General features: G+C 69.4%; 18 protein-coding genes and 1 tRNA gene. 14 read left to right on the forward strand and 5 right to left on the reverse strand.

The genetic code is table 11. The features are described from left to right. Positions 1 to 77 precede the first annotated feature (77 nt). The 4 genes from BM349_RS08975 to BM349_RS08990 all read left to right on the forward strand — a co-directional run bounded on the left by BM349_RS08975 (position 78) and on the right by BM349_RS08990 (position 3,632). Complete coding sequence (locus BM349_RS08975; protein WP_091706330.1) at positions 78 to 1,160, forward strand: VIT1/CCC1 transporter family protein; 1,083 nt, start codon at positions 78 to 80, stop codon at positions 1,158 to 1,160. Positions 1,161 to 1,229: 69 nt separating this feature from the next. Beyond that, positions 1,230 to 1,314: transfer RNA gene (locus BM349_RS08980), tRNA-Leu, on the forward strand. 128 nt (positions 1,315 to 1,442) lie between these two features. Continuing rightward, positions 1,443 to 2,744 carry a M20/M25/M40 family metallo-hydrolase gene (locus BM349_RS08985; protein WP_091706332.1) on the forward strand — a complete coding sequence of 434 codons (1,302 nt, stop codon included), beginning with the start codon at positions 1,443 to 1,445 and terminating at the stop codon, positions 2,742 to 2,744. 63 nt (positions 2,745 to 2,807) lie between these two features. Continuing rightward, positions 2,808 to 3,632 carry an undecaprenyl-diphosphate phosphatase gene (locus BM349_RS08990; protein WP_091706335.1) on the forward strand — a complete coding sequence of 275 codons (825 nt, stop codon included), beginning with the start codon at positions 2,808 to 2,810 and terminating at the stop codon, positions 3,630 to 3,632. A 27-nt stretch (positions 3,633 to 3,659) separates the two neighbouring features. Here the strand turns inward: BM349_RS08990 and BM349_RS08995 are convergent, their stop codons facing one another. Further along, a complete protein-coding gene (locus tag BM349_RS08995) occupies positions 3,660 to 4,541 on the reverse strand; it encodes a PAC2 family protein (RefSeq protein WP_091706337.1) in 882 nt (293 codons plus the stop codon). A 70-nt stretch (positions 4,542 to 4,611) separates the two neighbouring features. Here BM349_RS08995 and BM349_RS09000 point away from each other — a divergent pair, with 70 nt between their 5' ends. The 9 genes from BM349_RS09000 (at position 4,612) to lnt (ending at position 14,801) form a co-directional block, all read left to right on the forward strand. Continuing rightward, on the forward strand, positions 4,612 to 5,313 hold the full coding sequence (locus BM349_RS09000; RefSeq protein ID WP_254773803.1) for an HAD family hydrolase: 702 nt from the start codon (positions 4,612 to 4,614) through the stop codon (positions 5,311 to 5,313). Next, positions 5,310 to 6,326 (forward strand): tRNA (adenine-N1)-methyltransferase, encoded by a 1,017-nt coding sequence (locus BM349_RS09005; protein WP_091706340.1) that lies wholly within the window; start codon positions 5,310 to 5,312, stop codon positions 6,324 to 6,326. The genes BM349_RS09000 and BM349_RS09005 overlap by 4 nt, the downstream gene beginning before the upstream one ends. Before the next feature lie 103 nt (positions 6,327 to 6,429). Then, complete coding sequence (locus tag BM349_RS09010; RefSeq protein WP_091706343.1) at positions 6,430 to 7,404, forward strand: FKBP-type peptidyl-prolyl cis-trans isomerase; 975 nt, start codon at positions 6,430 to 6,432, stop codon at positions 7,402 to 7,404. A gap of 76 nt (positions 7,405 to 7,480) precedes the next feature. Further along, positions 7,481 to 8,476 carry a helix-turn-helix transcriptional regulator gene (locus BM349_RS09015; protein WP_091706345.1) on the forward strand — a complete coding sequence of 332 codons (996 nt, stop codon included), beginning with the start codon at positions 7,481 to 7,483 and terminating at the stop codon, positions 8,474 to 8,476. After that, positions 8,473 to 9,435 carry a helix-turn-helix transcriptional regulator gene (locus tag BM349_RS09020; RefSeq protein ID WP_175525255.1) on the forward strand — a complete coding sequence of 321 codons (963 nt, stop codon included), beginning with the start codon at positions 8,473 to 8,475 and terminating at the stop codon, positions 9,433 to 9,435. Before BM349_RS09015 ends, BM349_RS09020 begins: the two co-directional genes overlap by 4 nt. Before the next feature lie 84 nt (positions 9,436 to 9,519). Beyond that, entirely contained in the window at positions 9,520 to 9,774 is a 255-nt protein-coding gene (tatA, locus tag BM349_RS09025; RefSeq protein WP_091706347.1) for a twin-arginine translocase TatA/TatE family subunit, read from the forward strand. Between the two features lie 67 nt (positions 9,775 to 9,841). Beyond that, positions 9,842 to 10,603 (forward strand): twin-arginine translocase subunit TatC, encoded by a 762-nt coding sequence (tatC, locus tag BM349_RS09030; protein ID WP_091707224.1) that lies wholly within the window; start codon positions 9,842 to 9,844, stop codon positions 10,601 to 10,603. Continuing rightward, positions 10,600 to 13,140: a DEAD/DEAH box helicase gene (locus BM349_RS09035; protein ID WP_091706350.1), complete on the forward strand. Its 2,541-nt coding sequence runs from the start codon at positions 10,600 to 10,602 to the stop codon at positions 13,138 to 13,140. The genes tatC and BM349_RS09035 overlap by 4 nt, the downstream gene beginning before the upstream one ends. 59 nt (positions 13,141 to 13,199) lie before the next feature. Continuing rightward, positions 13,200 to 14,801 carry an apolipoprotein N-acyltransferase gene (lnt, locus tag BM349_RS09040; RefSeq protein ID WP_091706352.1) on the forward strand — a complete coding sequence of 534 codons (1,602 nt, stop codon included), beginning with the start codon at positions 13,200 to 13,202 and terminating at the stop codon, positions 14,799 to 14,801. Between the two features lie 3 nt (positions 14,802 to 14,804). On the opposite strand, the gene BM349_RS09045 is transcribed toward lnt, so the two are convergent. The 4 genes from BM349_RS09045 to BM349_RS09060 form a co-directional block, all read right to left on the reverse strand. Further along, positions 14,805 to 15,188 carry an RNA polymerase-binding protein RbpA gene (locus BM349_RS09045; RefSeq protein ID WP_091706354.1) on the reverse strand — a complete coding sequence of 128 codons (384 nt, stop codon included), beginning with the start codon at positions 15,186 to 15,188 and terminating at the stop codon, positions 14,805 to 14,807. A 131-nt stretch (positions 15,189 to 15,319) separates the two neighbouring features. Then, positions 15,320 to 16,099 (reverse strand): glycerophosphodiester phosphodiesterase family protein, encoded by a 780-nt coding sequence (locus tag BM349_RS09050; RefSeq protein ID WP_091706356.1) that lies wholly within the window; start codon positions 16,097 to 16,099, stop codon positions 15,320 to 15,322. After that, entirely contained in the window at positions 16,096 to 17,061 is a 966-nt protein-coding gene (locus BM349_RS09055; protein WP_091706358.1) for an SPFH domain-containing protein, read from the reverse strand. Before BM349_RS09055 ends, BM349_RS09050 begins: the two co-directional genes overlap by 4 nt. Then, complete coding sequence (locus tag BM349_RS09060; RefSeq protein WP_091706360.1) at positions 17,058 to 17,531, reverse strand: NfeD family protein; 474 nt, start codon at positions 17,529 to 17,531, stop codon at positions 17,058 to 17,060. The genes BM349_RS09055 and BM349_RS09060 overlap by 4 nt, the downstream gene beginning before the upstream one ends. A gap of 157 nt (positions 17,532 to 17,688) precedes the next feature. Between BM349_RS09060 and BM349_RS09065 the strand changes: the two genes are divergently transcribed. Further along, positions 17,689 to 18,459: an SDR family oxidoreductase gene (locus BM349_RS09065; RefSeq protein ID WP_254773804.1), complete on the forward strand. Its 771-nt coding sequence runs from the start codon at positions 17,689 to 17,691 to the stop codon at positions 18,457 to 18,459. The last annotated feature ends 4 nt before the right edge of the window (positions 18,460 to 18,463 follow it).

Consider the following 18,463-nt stretch of genomic DNA (forward strand, 5'->3'; position numbering starts at 1 on the left):
CCGCGGCTCGAGGCGGGTTCGGCCCGCGGCGCTGGCTAGCGTGGAGGAGTCCCCGCACCGCCGCCCCGGAGGCTTGATTGAGCGCGCCCGCAGAACCCACAGCCCGTGACCGTCGCCGCTGGGCGCAGTACCTGGTCGACGAGCGCGCCGAGGCGCGCGTCTACCGGGAGCTCGCGGCCCGCCGCGACGGCGAGGAGAGGGAGATCCTCACCGCGCTGGCGGATGCCGAAGGCCGGCACGAGGCGCACTGGCTGAACCTGCTCGGCGGGGAGCCTGCCCGACTGCCCCGGCCCGCGGCCGGGACCGTCCTGCTCGGATGGATGGCCCGGCGATTCGGCTCGATCTTCGTGCTCGCGCTCGCGCAGAACGCCGAAGCCCGTTCGCCGTACGAGAGCGAGCCGTTCGCGACGCCGACGATGGCCGCCGACGAGAAGATCCATCACGAAGTGGTGCGGGGCCTGGCAGCCCGCGGTCGCCGACGGCTGTCGGGTACCTTCCGGGCCGCGGTGTTCGGCGCGAACGACGGGCTCGTGTCCAACCTCGCCCTCGTCATGGGCATCGGTGCCACCGGCGTGGCACCGCAGTTCGTGCTCTTCAGCGGTATCGCCGGCCTCCTGGCCGGAGCGCTGTCCATGGGTGCCGGCGAGTTCGTGTCGGTGCGCTCGCAGCGCGAGCTGCTCGCAGCGACCGAGCCGAACGATTATGCGGACGAGTCCCTGCCGCATCTGGACCTCGACGCGAACGAGCTCGCGCTCGTCTATCGCACGCGGGGGATGCCGCAGGATCAGGCTCTCGCCCGAGCCCGGCTCGTCGTCACGGCGGCGCAGGAGGGTGGTGCGGCCCATGGTGCACCACTGGACCCGCCGACCGATCACGAGCTCATCGGCGGGGCGTGGAGCGCGGCGCTGTCGAGCTTCCTGTTCTTCGCATCCGGGGCGATCATTCCGGTGCTTCCCTGGATCTTCGGGTTGTCAGGGCCCGTCGCCGTGGTCACGGCCCTGCTCCTGGTCGGCGTCGCGCTCATGGCGACCGGCGCGATGGTGGGACTCCTCTCGGGCGGTCCGCCGCTTCGACGCGCCCTGCGACAGCTCGCGATCGGCTTTGGCGCCGCCGCAGTCACGTACGTCCTCGGGTGGATCTTCGGGGTCTCTGTGGGGTGATCGCGGTTTTCGGCGCAGGGTGCGGACGTGATAATGTCGATCTTCGGTTGGCGACAACCCAACACCCATGCGCGGGTGGCGGAATAGGTAGACGCGCTAGCTTGAGGTGCTAGTGCCCGTATAGGGCGTGGGGGTTCAAGTCCCCCCTCGCGCACAGATGAAGAAGGCCCCCGGATCGGGGGCCTTCTTCATTTTCCGGAGGGTCGGCGCGGATCCGACTGTCTCACACCCGTAACCGCTCCGTTTCCGGAGCGCCTCATCGCCGCAGGTAGGTTAGAGCGCATGTCCACGACCGGTTCCGACCTGCCCGAGGTCGTCCGCATCGCGCGAGATCTCATCCGCATCGACACCACGAACTGGGGTGGCGGCCGCGCCGAGGGCGAGCGGGAGGCCGCCCGATTCGTCGGCGCGTACCTCGAAGGTCTCGGTCTTGAGCCCGAGTACTACGAGCCGATCCCGCGCCGCACGAACGTCATGGCCCGGGTGCGCGGACGCAACCCCGACAAGCCGGCGCTCGTCCTGCACGGCCACCTCGACGTCGTGCCCGCGATCGCGGCCGACTGGTCGGTCGACCCCTTCGCCGGCGAGATCCGCGACGGGATGCTGTGGGGCCGCGGTGCGGTCGACATGAAGGACATGAACGCGATGATCCTGACGTCGGTCGCCGAGATCCTCCGCGCCGGCGAACTGCCGGAGCGCGACCTGATCCTGGTCTTCTTCGCGGACGAGGAGAACGGCGGCATCGAGGGCTCGCACCTCGTCGTGACCGAGCGCGCGGAGTGGTTCGACGGTGCCACGGAGGCGATCAGCGAGGTCGGCGGCTACTCAATCGCCGTCGGCGACCGTCGCGCCTATCTGCTCCAGGTGGGGGAGAAGGCCCTGATCTGGATCCGGCTGCGCGCACGGGGCCGGGCCGGCCACGGCAGCCGCGTGCACCCCGACAACGCCGTCACGCGCCTCGCAGAGGCGGTTGTGGCGCTCGGCCGCACGGAATGGCCGGTGACCCTCACGGCGACGACCGAGACGATGCTGGCGGCCCTGCGGGATCTCGCCGATTCGCAGGAGGCGGATCCCGATACCGTCGCGATCTCGACCGGTGCCGCCGAGGGCTTCATCCGATCGACGCTTCGCACCACGACCAATCCGACCGCACTCACGGCCGGCTACAAGCACAACGTCATCCCCGACGCCGCCGAGGCGCTCATCGACGTGCGGACCCTGCCCGGCTCCGAGGACGAGGCGCTCGCGGACATCCGGCGGATCGTCGGCGACGACATCGACATCGAGATCGTCGTCCGCGACATCGGCCTGGAGGTGCCGTTCGAATGCGACCTCGTCGATGCGATGGTCGCGGCGCTCGGGCGGGCGGATCCCGGCGTTCCGGTCATCCCCTATCTGATGGGCGGCGGCACGGACAACAAGGCTCTCGCGGCGCTCGGAATCGACGGGTACGGCTTCGCCCCGCTGCGGCTGCCCGCGGACATGGACTTCACCGGCATGTTCCACGGCGTCGACGAGCGCGTACCGCTGGACGCGCTCGTGTTCGGGCAGCGCGTGCTGACCGATCTGCTGCGAACCTACTGACCCACCACCCACCGACCACCCGCGACCGACGACGCTCGAACCCCCTCAGCACGAAAGGCTCCCATGCTTCTGGAGGCGATCATCCTCGGCCTGGTCCAGGGACTCACCGAGTTCCTGCCGGTGTCATCCAGCGCGCACCTGCGCATCCTCGGCGAGTTCCTGCCCGGCGCGCAGGATCCCGGCGCCGCGTTCACTGCGATCACCCAGATCGGCACGGAGGCCGCCGTCGTGCTGTTCTTCTGGCGCGACATCGTGCGCATCATCACGCGCTGGTTCCAGGCGCTGATCGGCCGCATCCCGCGCAACGACCCGGACGCTCGCATGGGCTGGCTGATCATCGTGGGCAGCATCCCGATCGTGGTGCTCGGCCTGCTGTTCCAGGACCAGATCGAGACGACCTTCCGCTCGCTCTGGCTGATCGCCGGGATGCTGATCTTCTTCGGCGTGCTGCTCGGGATCGCCGACCTGGTCGGATCGAAGAAACGGGAGCTGAAGGACATCACGATCCCGCACGGCATCATCTACGGCTTCGCCCAGGCGCTCGCGCTCATTCCCGGCGTGTCACGGTCCGGCGGCACGATCACGGCCGGACTGTTCATGGGCTACGAACGCGCCGCCGCGGCCCGCTACGCGTTCCTGCTGGCCATCCCCGCGGTCTTCGGCAGCGGCTTCTACCAGCTCTTCAAGAGCTGGGATGAGCCCGGTGTGTTCACCCTCGGCGAGACGGCCGTCGCGACGGTCGTGGCGTTCCTGGTGGCGCTCGGCGTCATCGCGTTCTTCATGAGCTGGATCTCCAAGCACAGCTTCCTGCCGTTCGTGATCTACCGCGTCGCGCTGGGCACGCTGCTCCTGGTGCTCCTGAGCACCGGCGTGCTGCAGGCCTACTGACCCGGCGGGACTTCGGAGCGGATGCCGCTACCGGCGCGGTTCGTCGCGCCCGGGCTTGGTCGGGCCCTCACCGCTGCCGGGGCCGCCTCCGCCGCGTCGCAGGTACTTCTCGAACTCCTGCGCGATCGCGTCACCCGATGCCTCCGGCGAGTCCCACGTGTCGCGCGTGCGCTCGAGCTGATGGATGTACTCGGTCATCTCCTCGTCGTCGGCCGCGGCCGCGTCGATCGAGGCCTCCCATGCCGCCGATTCCGCGGCGAGCTCGCCGCGAGGCACCGACGCGCCGGTGAGGTCCTCGAGGCGATCCAGGAGCGCGAGCGTCGCCTTCGGCGACGGCGTGTGGCCGGCGACGTAGTGCGGGACGCTCGCCCAGAGGCTCGCTGAGGGGATTCCGGCCGCATCGGCCGCGTTCGAGAGCACGCTCAGGATCCCGACGGGGCCCTCGTACGTGCTGCGCTCGAGGTCGAGTGTGTTGCGGATCTGCTCGCTGTCGCTGCCCGCGAACACCGAGATCGGCCGCGTGTGGGGGACGTCGGACATCATCGAGCCGAGCGCGACGAATCCCGTGATGTCCTCGCGGAGCGCGACGTCGACGAACTCGCTCGCGAACGCCTGCCACGCGCGCGCCGGCTCGACGCCGGTGAGCAGCCACAGCTGGGTGCTTCGGGTGGGCTTCACGGGTTTGAGGATCGTCGCCTCCGGCCACTTCAGCATCCGCCTGCCGTCGCCGTCGATCGCGATCTGGGGTCGCGTGTACTGGTAGTCGAAGTACAGCTCGGGGTCGATCGAGAAGACCGGCTCGTACTCGCCGATCTCCCGCAGGTGCGACACGGCGGCGGATGCCGCTTCACCGGCGTCGTTCCATCCGTCGAACGCGGCCACGAGCACCTTGCGTCCCAGTCCGTCCACACGACCTCCTCCGCCCGCATCTGCGGGGTGCATCCAGAATAGGCTCCACAGCGCTGACTAGCATGGAGCAGTGAACTCGAGCACCTTGACGGCCGTCCTGTGGGACATGGATGGGACGCTCGTGGACACCGAGCCGTATTGGATGGCGGCCGAGACTCCGCTCGTGGAGAGCTTCGGCGGCACGTGGTCCCACGAACAGGCGCTGCGGCTGGTCGGCCTCGGCCTCGAGGACTCGGCGCGGATCTTCCAGGACGCCGGTGTGCGGATGGGGATCCACGACATCGTCGATCACCTGACCGACGACGTCATGATGCAGCTGTCCACCAAGGGCGTGCCGTTCCGGCCCGGCGCGCGCGAACTGCTCGCGAGCCTGCGGGAGGCGGGCATCAAGACCGGGCTGGTCACCATGTCGCTGCGGCGGATGGCCGACACGGTCGTCGACCTGATCGAATTCGAGGCGTTCGACGTGGTCATCGCCGGTGACGATTCGACCCGCCCGAAGCCGTTCCCCGACCCGTACCTGCAGGCGTGCGCGGCTCTGGGCGTCCAGCCGCGCGACACCGTCGCGATCGAGGACTCGCCGAACGGGCTGCGCTCGGCGGTCGCCTCAGGTGCGGCGGTGATCGGCGTTCCCCTGATGGTCTCGATCGCGGGCGCCGGAGCCCACGCGGTCTGGCCCACGCTGGAGGGGCGCACCGCCGCGGACGTGGCGCGGTTCCACTCCGAGCACCGCCGGGCCCTGGATGACAGCACGCGAGGAGAGGTCCGATGACCGTCGAACGCCCCAGTGGTCCGTTCCGGGTCGGAGACCGCGTCCAGCTCACCGGGCCCAAGAACCGTCTGCACACGATCACGCTCCGCGAGGACGGCGAGCTGCATACCCACCACGGCGTGCTCCGGCACACGGCGCTGATCGGCCAGCCAGACGGATCGGTGGTCGTGGGCAGCGGTGGCCACGAGTACCTCGCCCTGCGCCCACTTCTCCGGGACTTCGTCATGTCCATGCCGCGCGGCGCGGCGATCGTGTATCCGAAGGATGCCGCGCAGATCGTGGCCCAGGCGGACGTCTTTCCCGGCAGCGTCGTGGTCGAGGCCGGTGTCGGCTCCGGCGCGCTCTCCCTGTCGCTGCTGCGGGCGATCGGCGCGGATGGGCGCCTGGTGTCGTTCGAGCGCCGCAGCGAGTTCGCCGACGTCGCGCGCGCGAACGTCGAGACGTTCGTCGGCGGCGTGCCCGCCAACTGGGACGTCGTCGTGGGGGATCTGGTCGCCGAGCTTCCCGGCGCCGTGGCCGCGGCATCCGTCGACCGGGTCGTTCTGGACATGCTCGCACCCTGGGAATGCATCGACGTCGTCGCCGACGCGCTGACCCCCGGCGGGGTCGTGCTCTGCTACGTCGCCACCGCGACGCAGCTCAGCCGGGTCGCGGAGTACATCCGCGCGACGGGGCTCTTCACCGAACCCGATGCGAACGAGACGATGGTGCGCGGGTGGCACGTCGAGGGGCTCGCGGTGCGGCCCGACCACCGGATGGTCGCCCACACCGGATTCCTCGTGTGGGCGCGCAGGCTGGCGCCCGGGGCGGTGGCGCCCGAGCAGAAGCGCCGCGCCTCCAAGTCCAGCTACGGCGACGAGGACGTCGAACTGTGGACCCCCGGGGCCGTCGGAGACCGCGAGATCACCGACAAGAACCTGCGCAAGCGCGTGCGTGAGGCTGAGCGGGCCGCGGACGGCGCGCGGCAAGCGGCGCACGGGGCGGACAGCCCGGGGAGCTCCGACGAGGCTTGACGAGGTCTCGATACGGCGCTGCGCGCCTACTCGACCTAGATCCGACCCGCATCAACGCCGGGCTTCGCGCGGCATTGATCCGGCTCGCATCTAGACTGTTCCGGTGCGCAAGATCCCCGCTTCCCTCGCGGTCCTCGGACTCGTCGCCGTCGGACTCGTCGGCTGCTCCCTTCCCGGCTCGAATGCGTGTGCCCGGGCGGATGCCGCAGACCCCGCCGCGCTGGATGCCGTGACGGTGACCGGCTCGACCGACGATGCCCCCGACGTCGAGCTGTACACGCCGTTCCACGTGACCTCGCCAGCCTTCGAGGATCTCGTCGTCGGTGACGGAACGCAGATCACCACCGACACGCAGCTGATCGTGATGGACATCAGCATCACGAGCGGCGAGACGGGCGAGAACCTCGTCGAGACCGACTACGACGGCGACCTGTCGCGCGTCTCGCCCGTCTCGCGGTGGTTCGAGGTCGTTCCCGGCTTCGAAGACGTGCTCCAGTGCGCGACCGAAGGCTCGCGGATCGTCGTGGCGCTTCCGCCGGGCGGTATCGAGGCCCAGACCGCGGAGAGCCTGGAGATGGGCGAGGACGACTCCGCCGTCGCCGTCATCGACATCCGCAAGGTGTATCTGCCGAAGGCCGACGGAGCCAACCAGTACAACGTCGATCGCGGACTGCCCTCGATCGTGCGTGCGCCGGACGGCCGGCCGGGAGTCATCATTCCGGATGCCGAGCCGCCGACGGACCTCGTCGTCCAGACGATCAAGAAGGGCACCGGGCCGGTCGTCACGGCGGACGCGCCCGTCCGCGTCCACTACACGGGCGTGACCTGGGCGGACCGCACCGTGTTCGACACGACGTGGGACGCGGAGCCGAAGTCGATCGAGCTGGACACGATGCTCCCGGGATTCGCCGAGGCGATCACCGGGCAGGCCGTCGGGTCGCAGGTCCTGATCGTCATCCCGCCCGACCAGGCGTACGGCGATCAGGCGCAGGGGCCGATCCCGGCGGATTCGACCCTCGTGTTCGTGGTCGACATCCTCGGGATAGACCAGCCCGTCGCCGCTTCCGACGCCGGCTGACCGTCGCCTCCGCCGCTGCGGTGACGGCGGTCCCGCATCCCGCGATGGGTTCGATCCGCGGCCTAAGATAAGGGTCGTGCCTGCGAACGCTTCTCCGAAGAACCCGCCTGAGGAGCGCCTCGTCAACCTCGTCGTCGCGCTGGTCGCGACCGAGCAGGGTCTGACCAAGGACACCATCCTCAGCTCGGTCTCGGGGTACCGCGAGCAGTCCGAGGCGGGCGCGTCGAAGGACGCGCTGGAGAAGATGTTCGAGCGCGACAAGGAGAGCCTGCGCCGTCTCGGCGTGCCGATCGAGACGATCGGCGACTGGGCGGATCCCGACGACCTGCGCGAAGCGCGGTACCGCGTGCCCACCGCGGAGTACGAGCTCCCGGAAGACATCGTCTTCACCTCGCCCGAGCTCGCGCTGCTGAACCTCGCAGGCGGCGTGTGGAGCGAGAGCTCGATGTCGGCCGATGCGCGCAGCGGCCTGCGCAAGATCCGGGCGCTGGGCATCGCAGTCGATGAGCCGATCATCGGGTACTCGCCGCGGATCAGCCTGCGAGAGCCGTCGTTCGCCCCGCTGCAGCAGGCGATCGAACTGTCACGCGTCGTCATGTTCGCGTATCTGAAGCCGGGCGAGGGCGCGCCGCGCACGCGGCGGGTGCAGCCGCTCGCGCTCGTCGAATACGAGGGGCGATGGCATGTGTTCGGCGTCGACCTCGATGTGGCCGCGGATCGCACGTTCCTGCTCTCACGCATCGTCGAGGACGTCTCGATCACGCGCGACGCGTTCGACCCCGCACTGCGCGAGGGGGCGGGTGAGCGAGCGCTTGCCGGACTCGACGAGGTGGCAGAGCGCAACCGGGCCCTCCTCGAGGTGAATCCGGGCACGGAGGCGGCGCTGCGGCTCAGTCGCCGAGCCCTCCCGGCGGATCAGGGGATCCGCGTGCCGTTCGTCGACATCCACGTCTTCGCCGACGAGCTCGCCTCGTACGGCCCCGAGGTCCGCGTGGTGGAGCCCGCCGAGCTCCGCGAGCAGGTCATCGCGCGGCTGACGGCCGCACGCGTCGCGCACGGGGGTGCCGGATGATCGCGCGCAAGCCGCTGATCGCCACCGACCGGGCGGCGCTGATGCTCCAGCTCGTGCCCTACCTCATCGGCAAGGGCGAGGTGTCGATCGCCGAAGCGGCCGACGAGTTCGATGTGACCCCCGACCAGATGCGCGCCATGGTCGAGACCCTCACCGTCATCGGGCTGCCGGGTGATGCCGGGTACTGGCAGATGTCCAACGATCTGTTCGACATCGACTGGGACCTGCTGGACGAGCGCGACATCATCGTCATCACGAACTCGGTCGGACTCGAACGGGCGCCGAAGCTGACGGCGCGCGAGGCCGCAGCGCTGCTCACCGGCCTCCAGCTCGCCCGGGCGATCCCCGGCGTGGGGGACACCGAGCTGTTCGCCGGACTGCTCGCGAAGCTCGCCCGCGGCGCCTCGAGCACCCCGGCGGATGTCATCCTGGCGCCCGGGCCGGTCGACGCCGTGCGCGACGCGGTCGCCGAGGCGCTGCAGCGCGGGGTGGCGGTCTCGTTCACCTACAAGGCGCCGGATGCCGCGCCGACGACGCGCACGGTGGACCCGGTCAAGGTGCTGATCGCCACGGGCGAGTGGTACCTCCAGGGCTGGTGCCACCTGCGCGAAGCCATGCGGACCTTCCACCTGGACCGGGTCAGCGACCTCGAACTCACCGACATCCCCATCGAGCACGGCGAAGACCCGGTGCCGGGGTGGTTCGAGACCGGCGGCGGCGACATCGTCGCCCGCATCCGCTTCGCGGAGTCGGTGGCTCCGCTGCTGGGCGATTACCTCGATCGAGCGAAGGTCGAAACCGTCGACGGCGTCTCGATCGCGACGATGCGGGTGGCCGACGAGTACAGCCTCCGGCGGCTCGCGGGCCGCCGAGCGGGCCTCGTCGAGATCCTCGAACCCGAGTCCGCACGCAGGGCCGCGGCGGCGTGGGCGGATGCGGGTCTGGCACAGTACCGCTGAGCCGACCTGACTCGCCTGACAGAGGCGACTGCGAAGCGCGACAGCGGGTTACACTGGTAACCGACGAACCCGGAAGGACCCGACATGTTCCAAGGTCTCACAGGATGGCACTTCCTGATCATCCTCGCGGTCATCCTCCTGCTGTTCGGGGCCGCGAAGCTTCCCGCCCTCGCGAAGAGCATGGGTCAGTCCGCCCGCGTCTTCAAGGGCGAGATGAAGGCCATGAAGGAAGAAGAGACGACCGACGGCAAGACCGAGTCGGTCGCAGAGCCTGCAAGCGAAGGATCGGTCACGCAGACCACCGCCGACGCGAGCAGGGCTGCTGATACCAAGTCCTGACCCGCGCGTGGCCACAGCAGGGTCGCCGCGCGTCGCCGATCCCGGCGAACCGAAGCGCGACAAGCGCATGTCGCTCGGCCAGCATCTGGTCGAGCTTCGCAAGCGACTGATGTTCGCGGCGCTCGCGCTGATCGCGGGCATGGTGATCGCGTTCTTCATCACGGACGCCGTCATCTACCTGATCACCGAACCGCTCAGGCAGATCGCCCAGAGCGAGGGTGAAGCCGCCAAGGTCGAGCTGATGTTCAGCACGGTCACGGGGGCTTTCGACCTGCGGCTGCGCATGTCGTTCGCGATCGGCATCCTGATCTCCGCCCCCATCTGGCTGTGGCAGATCTGGGCGTTCATCATGCCCGGACTCACCCGCAAGGAGATCAAGTACACGGTCGGCTTCATCGCGGCAGCGGTGCCGCTGTTCTTCGCCGGCTGCTATGTGGGCCTGATGGTGATGCCGCACATCGTGGAGCTGATGACCGGCTTCGTCCCCGACGGCGGCGCCTCGTTCTTCGAGGCGGGGTATTACTACGACTTCGTCTTCAAGCTCCTGATCGTGGTCGGCATCTCGTTCGTGTTGCCCGTCTTCCTCGTGGCGCTGAACCTGGCGGGCGTGATGAGCGGCAAGGCGATCCTCAAGGGCTGGCGGGTCGCCGTGCTCGTGGCCGTGGTCTTCTCCGCGCTGGCGACACCGGCTGCCGACGTGGTCAGCATGCTCATGCTCGCCGGGATGCTGGTGGTGCTCTTCTTCGCCGCCGCCGCCCTGTCCATGCTGTTCGACAAGCGCCGAGCCAAGCGCGCCGCGACGATCCTCCCGCCCGAGGCCATCGCGTGACGGACCCGAGCCCGGCGCAGCGATACGCCCGGGCTGCGCAGGTCGGCGCTCATCCGATCACCGCGGATTTCGCCGCATCCCAGCGCTTCGAGCTCGATCCGTTCCAGATCGCCGGGTGCCATGCACTCGAAGACGGTCGAAGCGTTCTGGTCGCGGCGCCCACCGGCGCCGGCAAGACGATCGTCGGCGAGTTCGCGATCCACCTCGCCATGCGTGAGGCGCCCGCGGACGCGGGGGGCGACGGGCACCTCGACAAGGCGTTCTACACGACGCCGATCAAGGCCCTGTCCAATCAGAAGTTCCGCGAGCTGCAGGATGTGTACGGTGCGGATCAGGTCGGCCTGCTGACCGGCGACACGAACATCAACGGCAACGCCCGCATCGTCGTGATGACCACCGAGGTGCTGCGCAACATGCTGTACGCGGATTCAGGTGCGCTCCGGGGCCTGCGATACGTGGTCATGGACGAGGTGCACTATCTCGCCGACCGGTTCCGCGGTGCCGTGTGGGAGGAGATCATCATCCATCTCCCACCGGCCGTCCGTCTGATCTCGCTCAGCGCGACCGTCTCGAATGCGGAGGAGTTCGGCGATTGGCTCGACACCGTGCGCGGCGACACCGAGGTGATCGTCTCGGAGATCCGGCCGGTGCCCCTCGAGCAGCACGTCCTGGTGCGCGGCGATCTGCTGCCGCTGTTCGATGACCGCGCCGGCATCGCGACGGCGCAGGTCAACCAGGAGCTCATGCGGATCCGCTCCTTCAAGGGACCGAACTTCGAGAACAACCGGCGCGTGCAGTCGATGCGGAGCGACTCCGCCCGCAACGGCGGACGATACGAGGGCGGCGGGCGATACCAGGGGGCCGCGCGACGGCCGCACAAGGGCGGCCAGCGGCCGGTGCGCTCCGCGAACGTCCAGCGCATCGAGCGGCTGGATCGCCCTGACGTGGTCAAGCTGCTGCAGCGCGCGAACCTCCTGCCTGCGATCTTCTTCATCTTCAGCCGCGTCGGGTGCGACGCGGCCGTGCAGCAGGTGCGGCGCTCCGGCGTGCGGCTGACCTCGCCCGAGGAGCGCACCGAGATCCGCGCGATCGTCGAGGAGCACACCAGGACCCTGCTGGATGAGGACCTCGCGGTGCTCGGCTACTGGGACTGGCTCGACAACCTGGAGCGCGGTGTGGCCTCGCACCACGCCGGGCTGCTCCCGGCGTTCAAAGAGGTCGTCGAGGACCTGTTCCAGCGAAAGCTCGTCAAAGTCGTCTTCGCGACCGAGACCCTCGCACTGGGCATCAACATGCCTGCGCGCACCGTGGTGCTGGAGAAGCTGGAGAAGTTCAACGGCGAAGCTCGTGTGGCGATCACGTCGGGGGAGTACACGCAGCTGACCGGGCGGGCCGGGCGGCGCGGCATCGATGTGGAGGGCCACGCGGTCATCCAGTGGACCGAGGGCCTGGATCCGCAGCAGGTCGCCGCGCTGGCGTCCCGGCGCACCTACCCGCTCAACTCCAGCTTCCGCCCGACGTACAACATGGCCGTCAACCTGATCGACCAGTTCGGTCGCGCGAAGGCGCGCGAGATCCTCGAGTCCTCCTTCGCCCAGTTCCAGGCGGACCGCGCCGTCGTCGGCCTCGCCCGCCAGGTCCGCGAATCCGAGGAGACCCTCGCGGGGTACTCGAAGGCCATGACCTGCGATCGGGGCGACTTCACGGAGTACTCCGGCATCCGGCGTGATCTGAGCGACGCGGAGCGGCTCAACCGCAAGGATGCGAACGCGTCGCGCGGCACACGCGAGGCGCGTCAGCGCGAGATCGGCGGGCTGCGACGACGAATGCAGCGGCATCCGTGTCATCAATGCCCCGACCGCGAGCACCATGCCCGGTGGGCGGAGCGGTACTGGAAGCTCAAGCGCACCGTCGAGAAGATGCGGCAGCAGATCGAGACCCGCACCGGAACTGTCGCGCGCATCTTCGATCGCGTCGTGGACGTGCTGACCGAGCTGGACTACGTCGAGGTCGGCGCCGACGGTGCGACCGCGCTCACGCCGGCGGGTCGCACGATGCGCCGCATCTACGGCGAGCGGGATCTCCTCGTGGCCGAATCCCTCCGCAGCGGCATCTGGCGTGAGCTGGATGCGGCATCCCTTGCGACCCTCGCCTGCTGCTTGGTCTACGAGCCTCGCCGGGACGACGCCGCGCCGGGGGAGCGGGGACTGCCCCGCGGTCCCTTCCGCGCCGCACTGTCGGCCACCCAGGACCTCTGGCAGCGGCTGGACGACCTCGAACGCGACCACCACCTGCCCGGCACCGAGGCGGTCGCCACCGGCCTGGCCCAGGCGATGCACTCCTGGGCGCGCGGCATGCCGCTGGACCGGGTGCTGATCGAGGCCGACATGGCCGCGGGCGACTTCGTGCGGTGGGCCAAGCAGACGATCGATCTGCTCGACCAGCTGTCGCTCGTAGCGGATGCGCCGCTGGCGGCGACCGCGCGCAAAGCGCTCGACGCGGTGCGCCGCGGGATCGTTGCCTACAGCTCGGTCTGACCCGGTCGGCCGGCGCGGACGCGCAGGGGGCGCCGAGCAAGCCGCATTAGGCTCATCCCGTGCCCCACGCCGTCGACCCGCGACCGGTCGCGTCTCCTCGTCCTCTGCTGCCGCTGTGGGCCGCGGTGGCGACCTCGATCGCCGCCGGCGCCCTGCTCACCCTCGCGTTCCCCGCGCTGAGCTGGTGGCCGATGGCCTTCCCCGCGGTCGTGCTCGCGCTGATCGGGCTGATCGGCAGGCGCCTGTGGGCATCCGCGCTGGTCGGATTCGCATTCGGTGCCACCTTCTTCTTCATCAACCTGGTGTTCACGGCGCGCTACCTCGGCCCCGTTCCCTGGATCGCGCTGTCGATGCTCGAGTCGGTCATCACGGCGGCCGGCGCGATCCCGATCACACTGGCGTACCGCTGGATGCCGCGCATGCTGCCCTCCGCGACGGCACGCCTCACCCTGCTGCCGCTGCTCGTCTCCGGCCTCTGGACGCTCCGCGAGCAGATCGTGGGCTCGTGGCCGTACGGCGGCTTTCCGTGGGGGAGGATCGGCATCACCCAGGTGGGCAGCCCGTTGGCCGACGTCGCATCCTGGGTGGGCGTGTCCGGTCTGACATTCCTCGTGGTGCTGCTGTGCGCCGCGGCGATCGAATACTTCAGGCTCGCGCGGTTCCGCGCGGTGCTCACCGGCGTGCCGACCGTGATCGTGGCGCTGCTGCTGCTGGTCATCCCGCAGTTCCCGACCACGCCGGCGGGAAGCCTCCGCGTCGGCGCGGTGCAGGGCAACGGACCGGCGGGCTACTTCGACGAGCGGACCGAGAACGCGGTCCTGCGCGCGCAGCTCGAAGCCACGGTCCCGCTGTTCGGGGAGCAGATGGACGTGCTCCTCTGGCCCGAGGGCGGAGTCGACTCGGATCCGACGACCGATGAGCGCACAGCGGCGGTCCTCGACGAGCTCTCGGATCGGATCGGCGCGCCGCTGATTGTGGCGGCGGTCACCCAGCGAGGGGACGAGTACTTCAACTCCTCGCTCCTGTGGGAGGCAGGCCAAGGGGCCGTGCAGACCTACGACAAGCGGCATCCGGTGCCGTTCGGCGAGTACGTGCCCGATCGCGCCTTCTTCGAGCCGTTCGCCCCGGATCTGATCGGACTCATCCAGCGCGAGTACACCCCCGGGGTGACGCCGCCGTTCTTCGATCTGAACGACATCGGAGTGGGGCTCGCGATCTGCTTCGACGTCATCTATGACGACGTCATCTGGGACGGTGCGCGGGACGGGGCGCAGATCTACATGTTCCAGACCAACAACGCCGACTTCCGCGGCACGGACGAGAACCTGCAGCAGCTCGCCTTCGCACGCATGCGCGCGATCGAGACCGGGCGGTCCGTCGTGAACCTGTCGACGGTGGGCACGAGTCAGGTGATCACGTCCGACGGGGTCACGATCGACGGCCTGCCCGCCGACGAAGCCGGCCACATGCTGACGGATGTGCCGCTGCGCACGGGTCTGACCCCCGCGGTCGTCGCAGGGGAGGGCATCAAGATCGTGATCGGGTGGGGCAGCCTGATCGCTCTGCTCGCGCTCGGAGGGTTCGCCGGTGTTCGAGCGCTGCGCCCCCGGAGCGCGGACGCGAAGACGCCGGCCCCCGAAGGGACCGGCGTCGCGGGATGAGGCTCAGGCGCTGAGCTTGCTCGCCGTCACGTCTTCTCCGGCGCCACGGCGGGCACGGACGTACGCGAGGCGCTCCTCGAGCAGCTCTTCCAGCTCGGGGATCGTGCGCCGTTCGAGCAGCATGTCCCAGTGCGTGCGGGCGACCTTGTCGTCGCTGTGATCGACGGTGGCGGTGCCTTCGCCGATGCGCAGCAGAGATTCGGCGCCGCAGGTGCGGCACTCCCAGGCCTCGGGGACCTCGGCGTCTGCTGCGAATGTCATGGTCGTGTCACGTCCGCAGGACGTGCACTTGTAGATGTGTTGTGCGCGTTCATGGAACACGACGCCCTCTTCGCTCTGTAGGCTCTGGGCGCCGAGTCGAATGCCGCGCAGGCTGCGGTCTGCCATTGTGTGGTCCTCTCGTCGCTGTATAGGTATAGCGCTGAGACCTGGGCGGATCATCCGAACGAAGCGTCCTGCGAGATCATTCACAGACGATGCTCAGGGCCGCGTGCCACGGGACGTGTTCGCGGGGGTCGTCAGTGCCCCGCCAGGTCGAGCGCGACGTCCGCGCGGTCGGTGACCAGCCCGTCGACGCCCATCGCGAGGAGCCGCCGCATGTCCTCCGGATCGTTGACGGTCCACACGTGCACCTCCACGTCGTTGCGGTGGGCGGCGGCCAGCAGGCGCGGCGTCACGATGCGCACCCGCCCCTGTCGCTCCGGCACCTGGAGGGCGTCGACGCCGGCCAGCGACCGCCGCACGAGGCGCGGCGAGCGCAGCGCGAGCGCGGCGAGCAGGCGTGTGATCGTGGCGGTGCCGGCGGACGTCGCCGGACGGATGCCGCGACCGACCCTTTCTGCGGCGGCCAGTGCGGCGCGACGGCGGTCGTCCGAGAAGCTGGTCAGCAGCACGCGGTGCGCATGGGGTGCCACGATCCGGCCGACATCGCGCGCGGCATCCTCCGCTTTCACGTCGAGGTTGAAGCGCACCGTCGGGAACGAGTCGAGCGCCTGGGTGAGCGTGATGAGCCCTCCGCGCGTCGCCATCAGCGCATCGAGTTCGTCGACCGTCACCGAGGCGACCGGTCGCGGATCGCCGGTGACCCGTGACAGGTCGGCGTCGTGGAACAGCACGATGGTGCCGTCGGCGGTGCGGTGGCAGTCCGATTCGACGTACACCGCGCCGGCGGCGTGTGCTGCGGCGACGGCTGCGAAGGAGTTCTCAGCGACCCCGTCCGCGATCGCCTCCGGCGTCAGCAGACCGCGGTGTGCGAGGACACGAGGACGCGAGGCCCCCTCGAACCAGCGATGCGTCACGACACCGGCGGCTCGGCAGGCTCCTGGTCGATGGCCTCACGCTGACCGGCGCGCTCGGACATGTCGACGACGGAGCCGGCGAACGCCGTGCTCATGCCCTTCAGCGCCTCGGTGAACTCGCTCGGGATGATCCACAGCTTGCTCGAGGCGCTGTCGGCGATCTTGGGGAGCGTCTGCAGGTACTGGTAGGCCAGGAGCTTGTCGTCGGGGTTGCCCAGGTGGATGGCGTTGAAGACCGTCTGGATCGCCTCGGCCTCGCCCTGGGCGCGCAGCACGGCTGCCGCCTTGTCTCCCTCGGCGCGGAGGATCTCGGCCTGCCTGGCGCCCTCGGCGGTGAGGATTGCAGACTGCTTCGTGCCCTCGGCCGTGAGGATCAGCGCGCGGCGGTCTCGCTCGGCGCGCATCTGCTTCTCCATCGAATCCTGGATGCTGATGGGCGGGTCGATCGCCTTCAGCTCGACGCGCCCGACGCGGATGCCCCACTTGCCGGTCGCCTCGTCCAGCACGATGCGCAACTGGCCGTTGATCTCGTCGCGGCTGGTGAGCGCCTCTTCGAGGTTGAGGCCGCCGACGACGTTTCGCAGCGTCGTCGTCGTGAGCTGCTCGACTGCACCCAGATAGTTGCGGATCTCATAGGTCGCCGCGCGCGGGTCGGTGACCTGGAAGTAGATCACCGTGTCGATCGAGACCACGAGGTTGTCCTCGGTGATCACCGGCTGCGGCGGGAACGAGACGACCTGCTCGCGCATGTCGATCAGCGGGCGGACGCGATCGATGAACGGGACGAGGATGTTCAATCCCGGCATGAGGGTCTTGTGATAGCGGCCGAGCCGCTCCACCACGCCGGCTGTGGCCTGCGGGATGATGCGGATCGAGCGGACGATCACGACCAGCACGAAGATGAAGACCACAGCGGCGAGCAGCCAGCCGATCGCCGTCGGGATGAAGCTCTCGGGGGTCATTCGCTCGGTTCCTCTTCCTCGGGGCGGACATACGCGGTGGCGCCGTCGATGCGGCTCACCCGGATCACGGTGCCGGGCTCGAGCTCTCCGCGCTGATCCGGGCGAGCGGTCCACGTGTCGCCGTTGGACAGCTTCACCTGACCGCCGTGCGGGGTGACCGTCGACAGCACACGCCCCGACAGTCCGACCAGCGCGGCGACGTTCGTGGGGGTGGGATCTTCGCCGCGTCGCAGCCGCTTGAGCAAGGGCGGACGCAGCACCAGGATGAGGACGGCCGCCACGACCGCCGCGATGATCACCTGCAGCCAGATCGGGGCTCCGATCAGGTCGGCGCCCAGGCCGGCGACGCCACCGATGCTGAGCATCAGGAACGTGAAATCGAGGGTGAGCATCTCGATCACGAGGAAGATCAGGATCAGCACCAGCCACCCGATCCACGCGAATTGTTCGATGGTCTGGATGAGCTCCACTGTGTGCCTCCCGGTCCTTCGAACTTATCACGCAGGGGACGGGTGACCTCCGGCGGAGAGCCGCCGATTGGTAGGCTCTATGGGCGCGATCACGCGCTGTCACGCAACACCCAGGCCCCCACTGCATGTCAGGGCCGCGCAGCAAATGGAGCACCCCTTGAGCACGTCTCTCACACCTCTTGCCGCCCAGTCCCTGGCGGGCAGGACCGCACTCGTCACCGGCTCCTCGCGCGGCATCGGCGCCGACACCGCGCGGTATTTCGCCGAGGCGGGGGCGAACGTCGTCGTCAACTACCGGAACAAGGCGGCCCGCGCAGAGAAGCTCGCGACCGAGCTCCGTGGCCACGGCAGCGAGGTGCTCCTCGTGGGAGCCGACCTGACCGACCGCGAATCGGTCGCGGCGATGTTCGCCGAGGTCGAGCGCACCTTCGGCTCGCTGGACATCCTCGTGCTGAACGCCTCGGGCGGCATGGAGGCCGACATGGGCGAGGACTACGCGCTGCTGCTGAATCGCGATTCGCAGGTGAACGCCCTGAAGACGGCCCTGCCGCTGCTCGGTCGGGGTTCGCGCGTGGTGTTCGTGACCAGCCACCAGGCGCACTTCATCCGGACCAACCCGACGATGCCCTCCTACACGCGCGTCGCGCTCTCCAAGCGCGCCGGTGAGGATGCGCTGAGGGAGCTGATCCCGGACCTGGAGGACCGAGGGATCGAGTTCGTCGTCGTGTCGGGCGACATGATCGAGGGCACCATCACCGCGACCCTGCTGGAACGGGCCAACCCGGGCGAGACCGAGAAGCGGCGCGAGACGGCGGGGCGCCTGTACAACGTCGCCGAGTTCGCGGCCGAGGTCGCCAGAGCGGCGGTCGAGCCCATCCCGGAGGATCACACCCGGCTCATCGGCGACACGACCACGTTCGCGCGGTAGCAGG

The organism is Microbacterium sp. cf046 (genome assembly GCF_900114345.1).
In the GTDB taxonomy this organism is placed as follows: domain Bacteria; phylum Actinomycetota; class Actinomycetes; order Actinomycetales; family Microbacteriaceae; genus Microbacterium.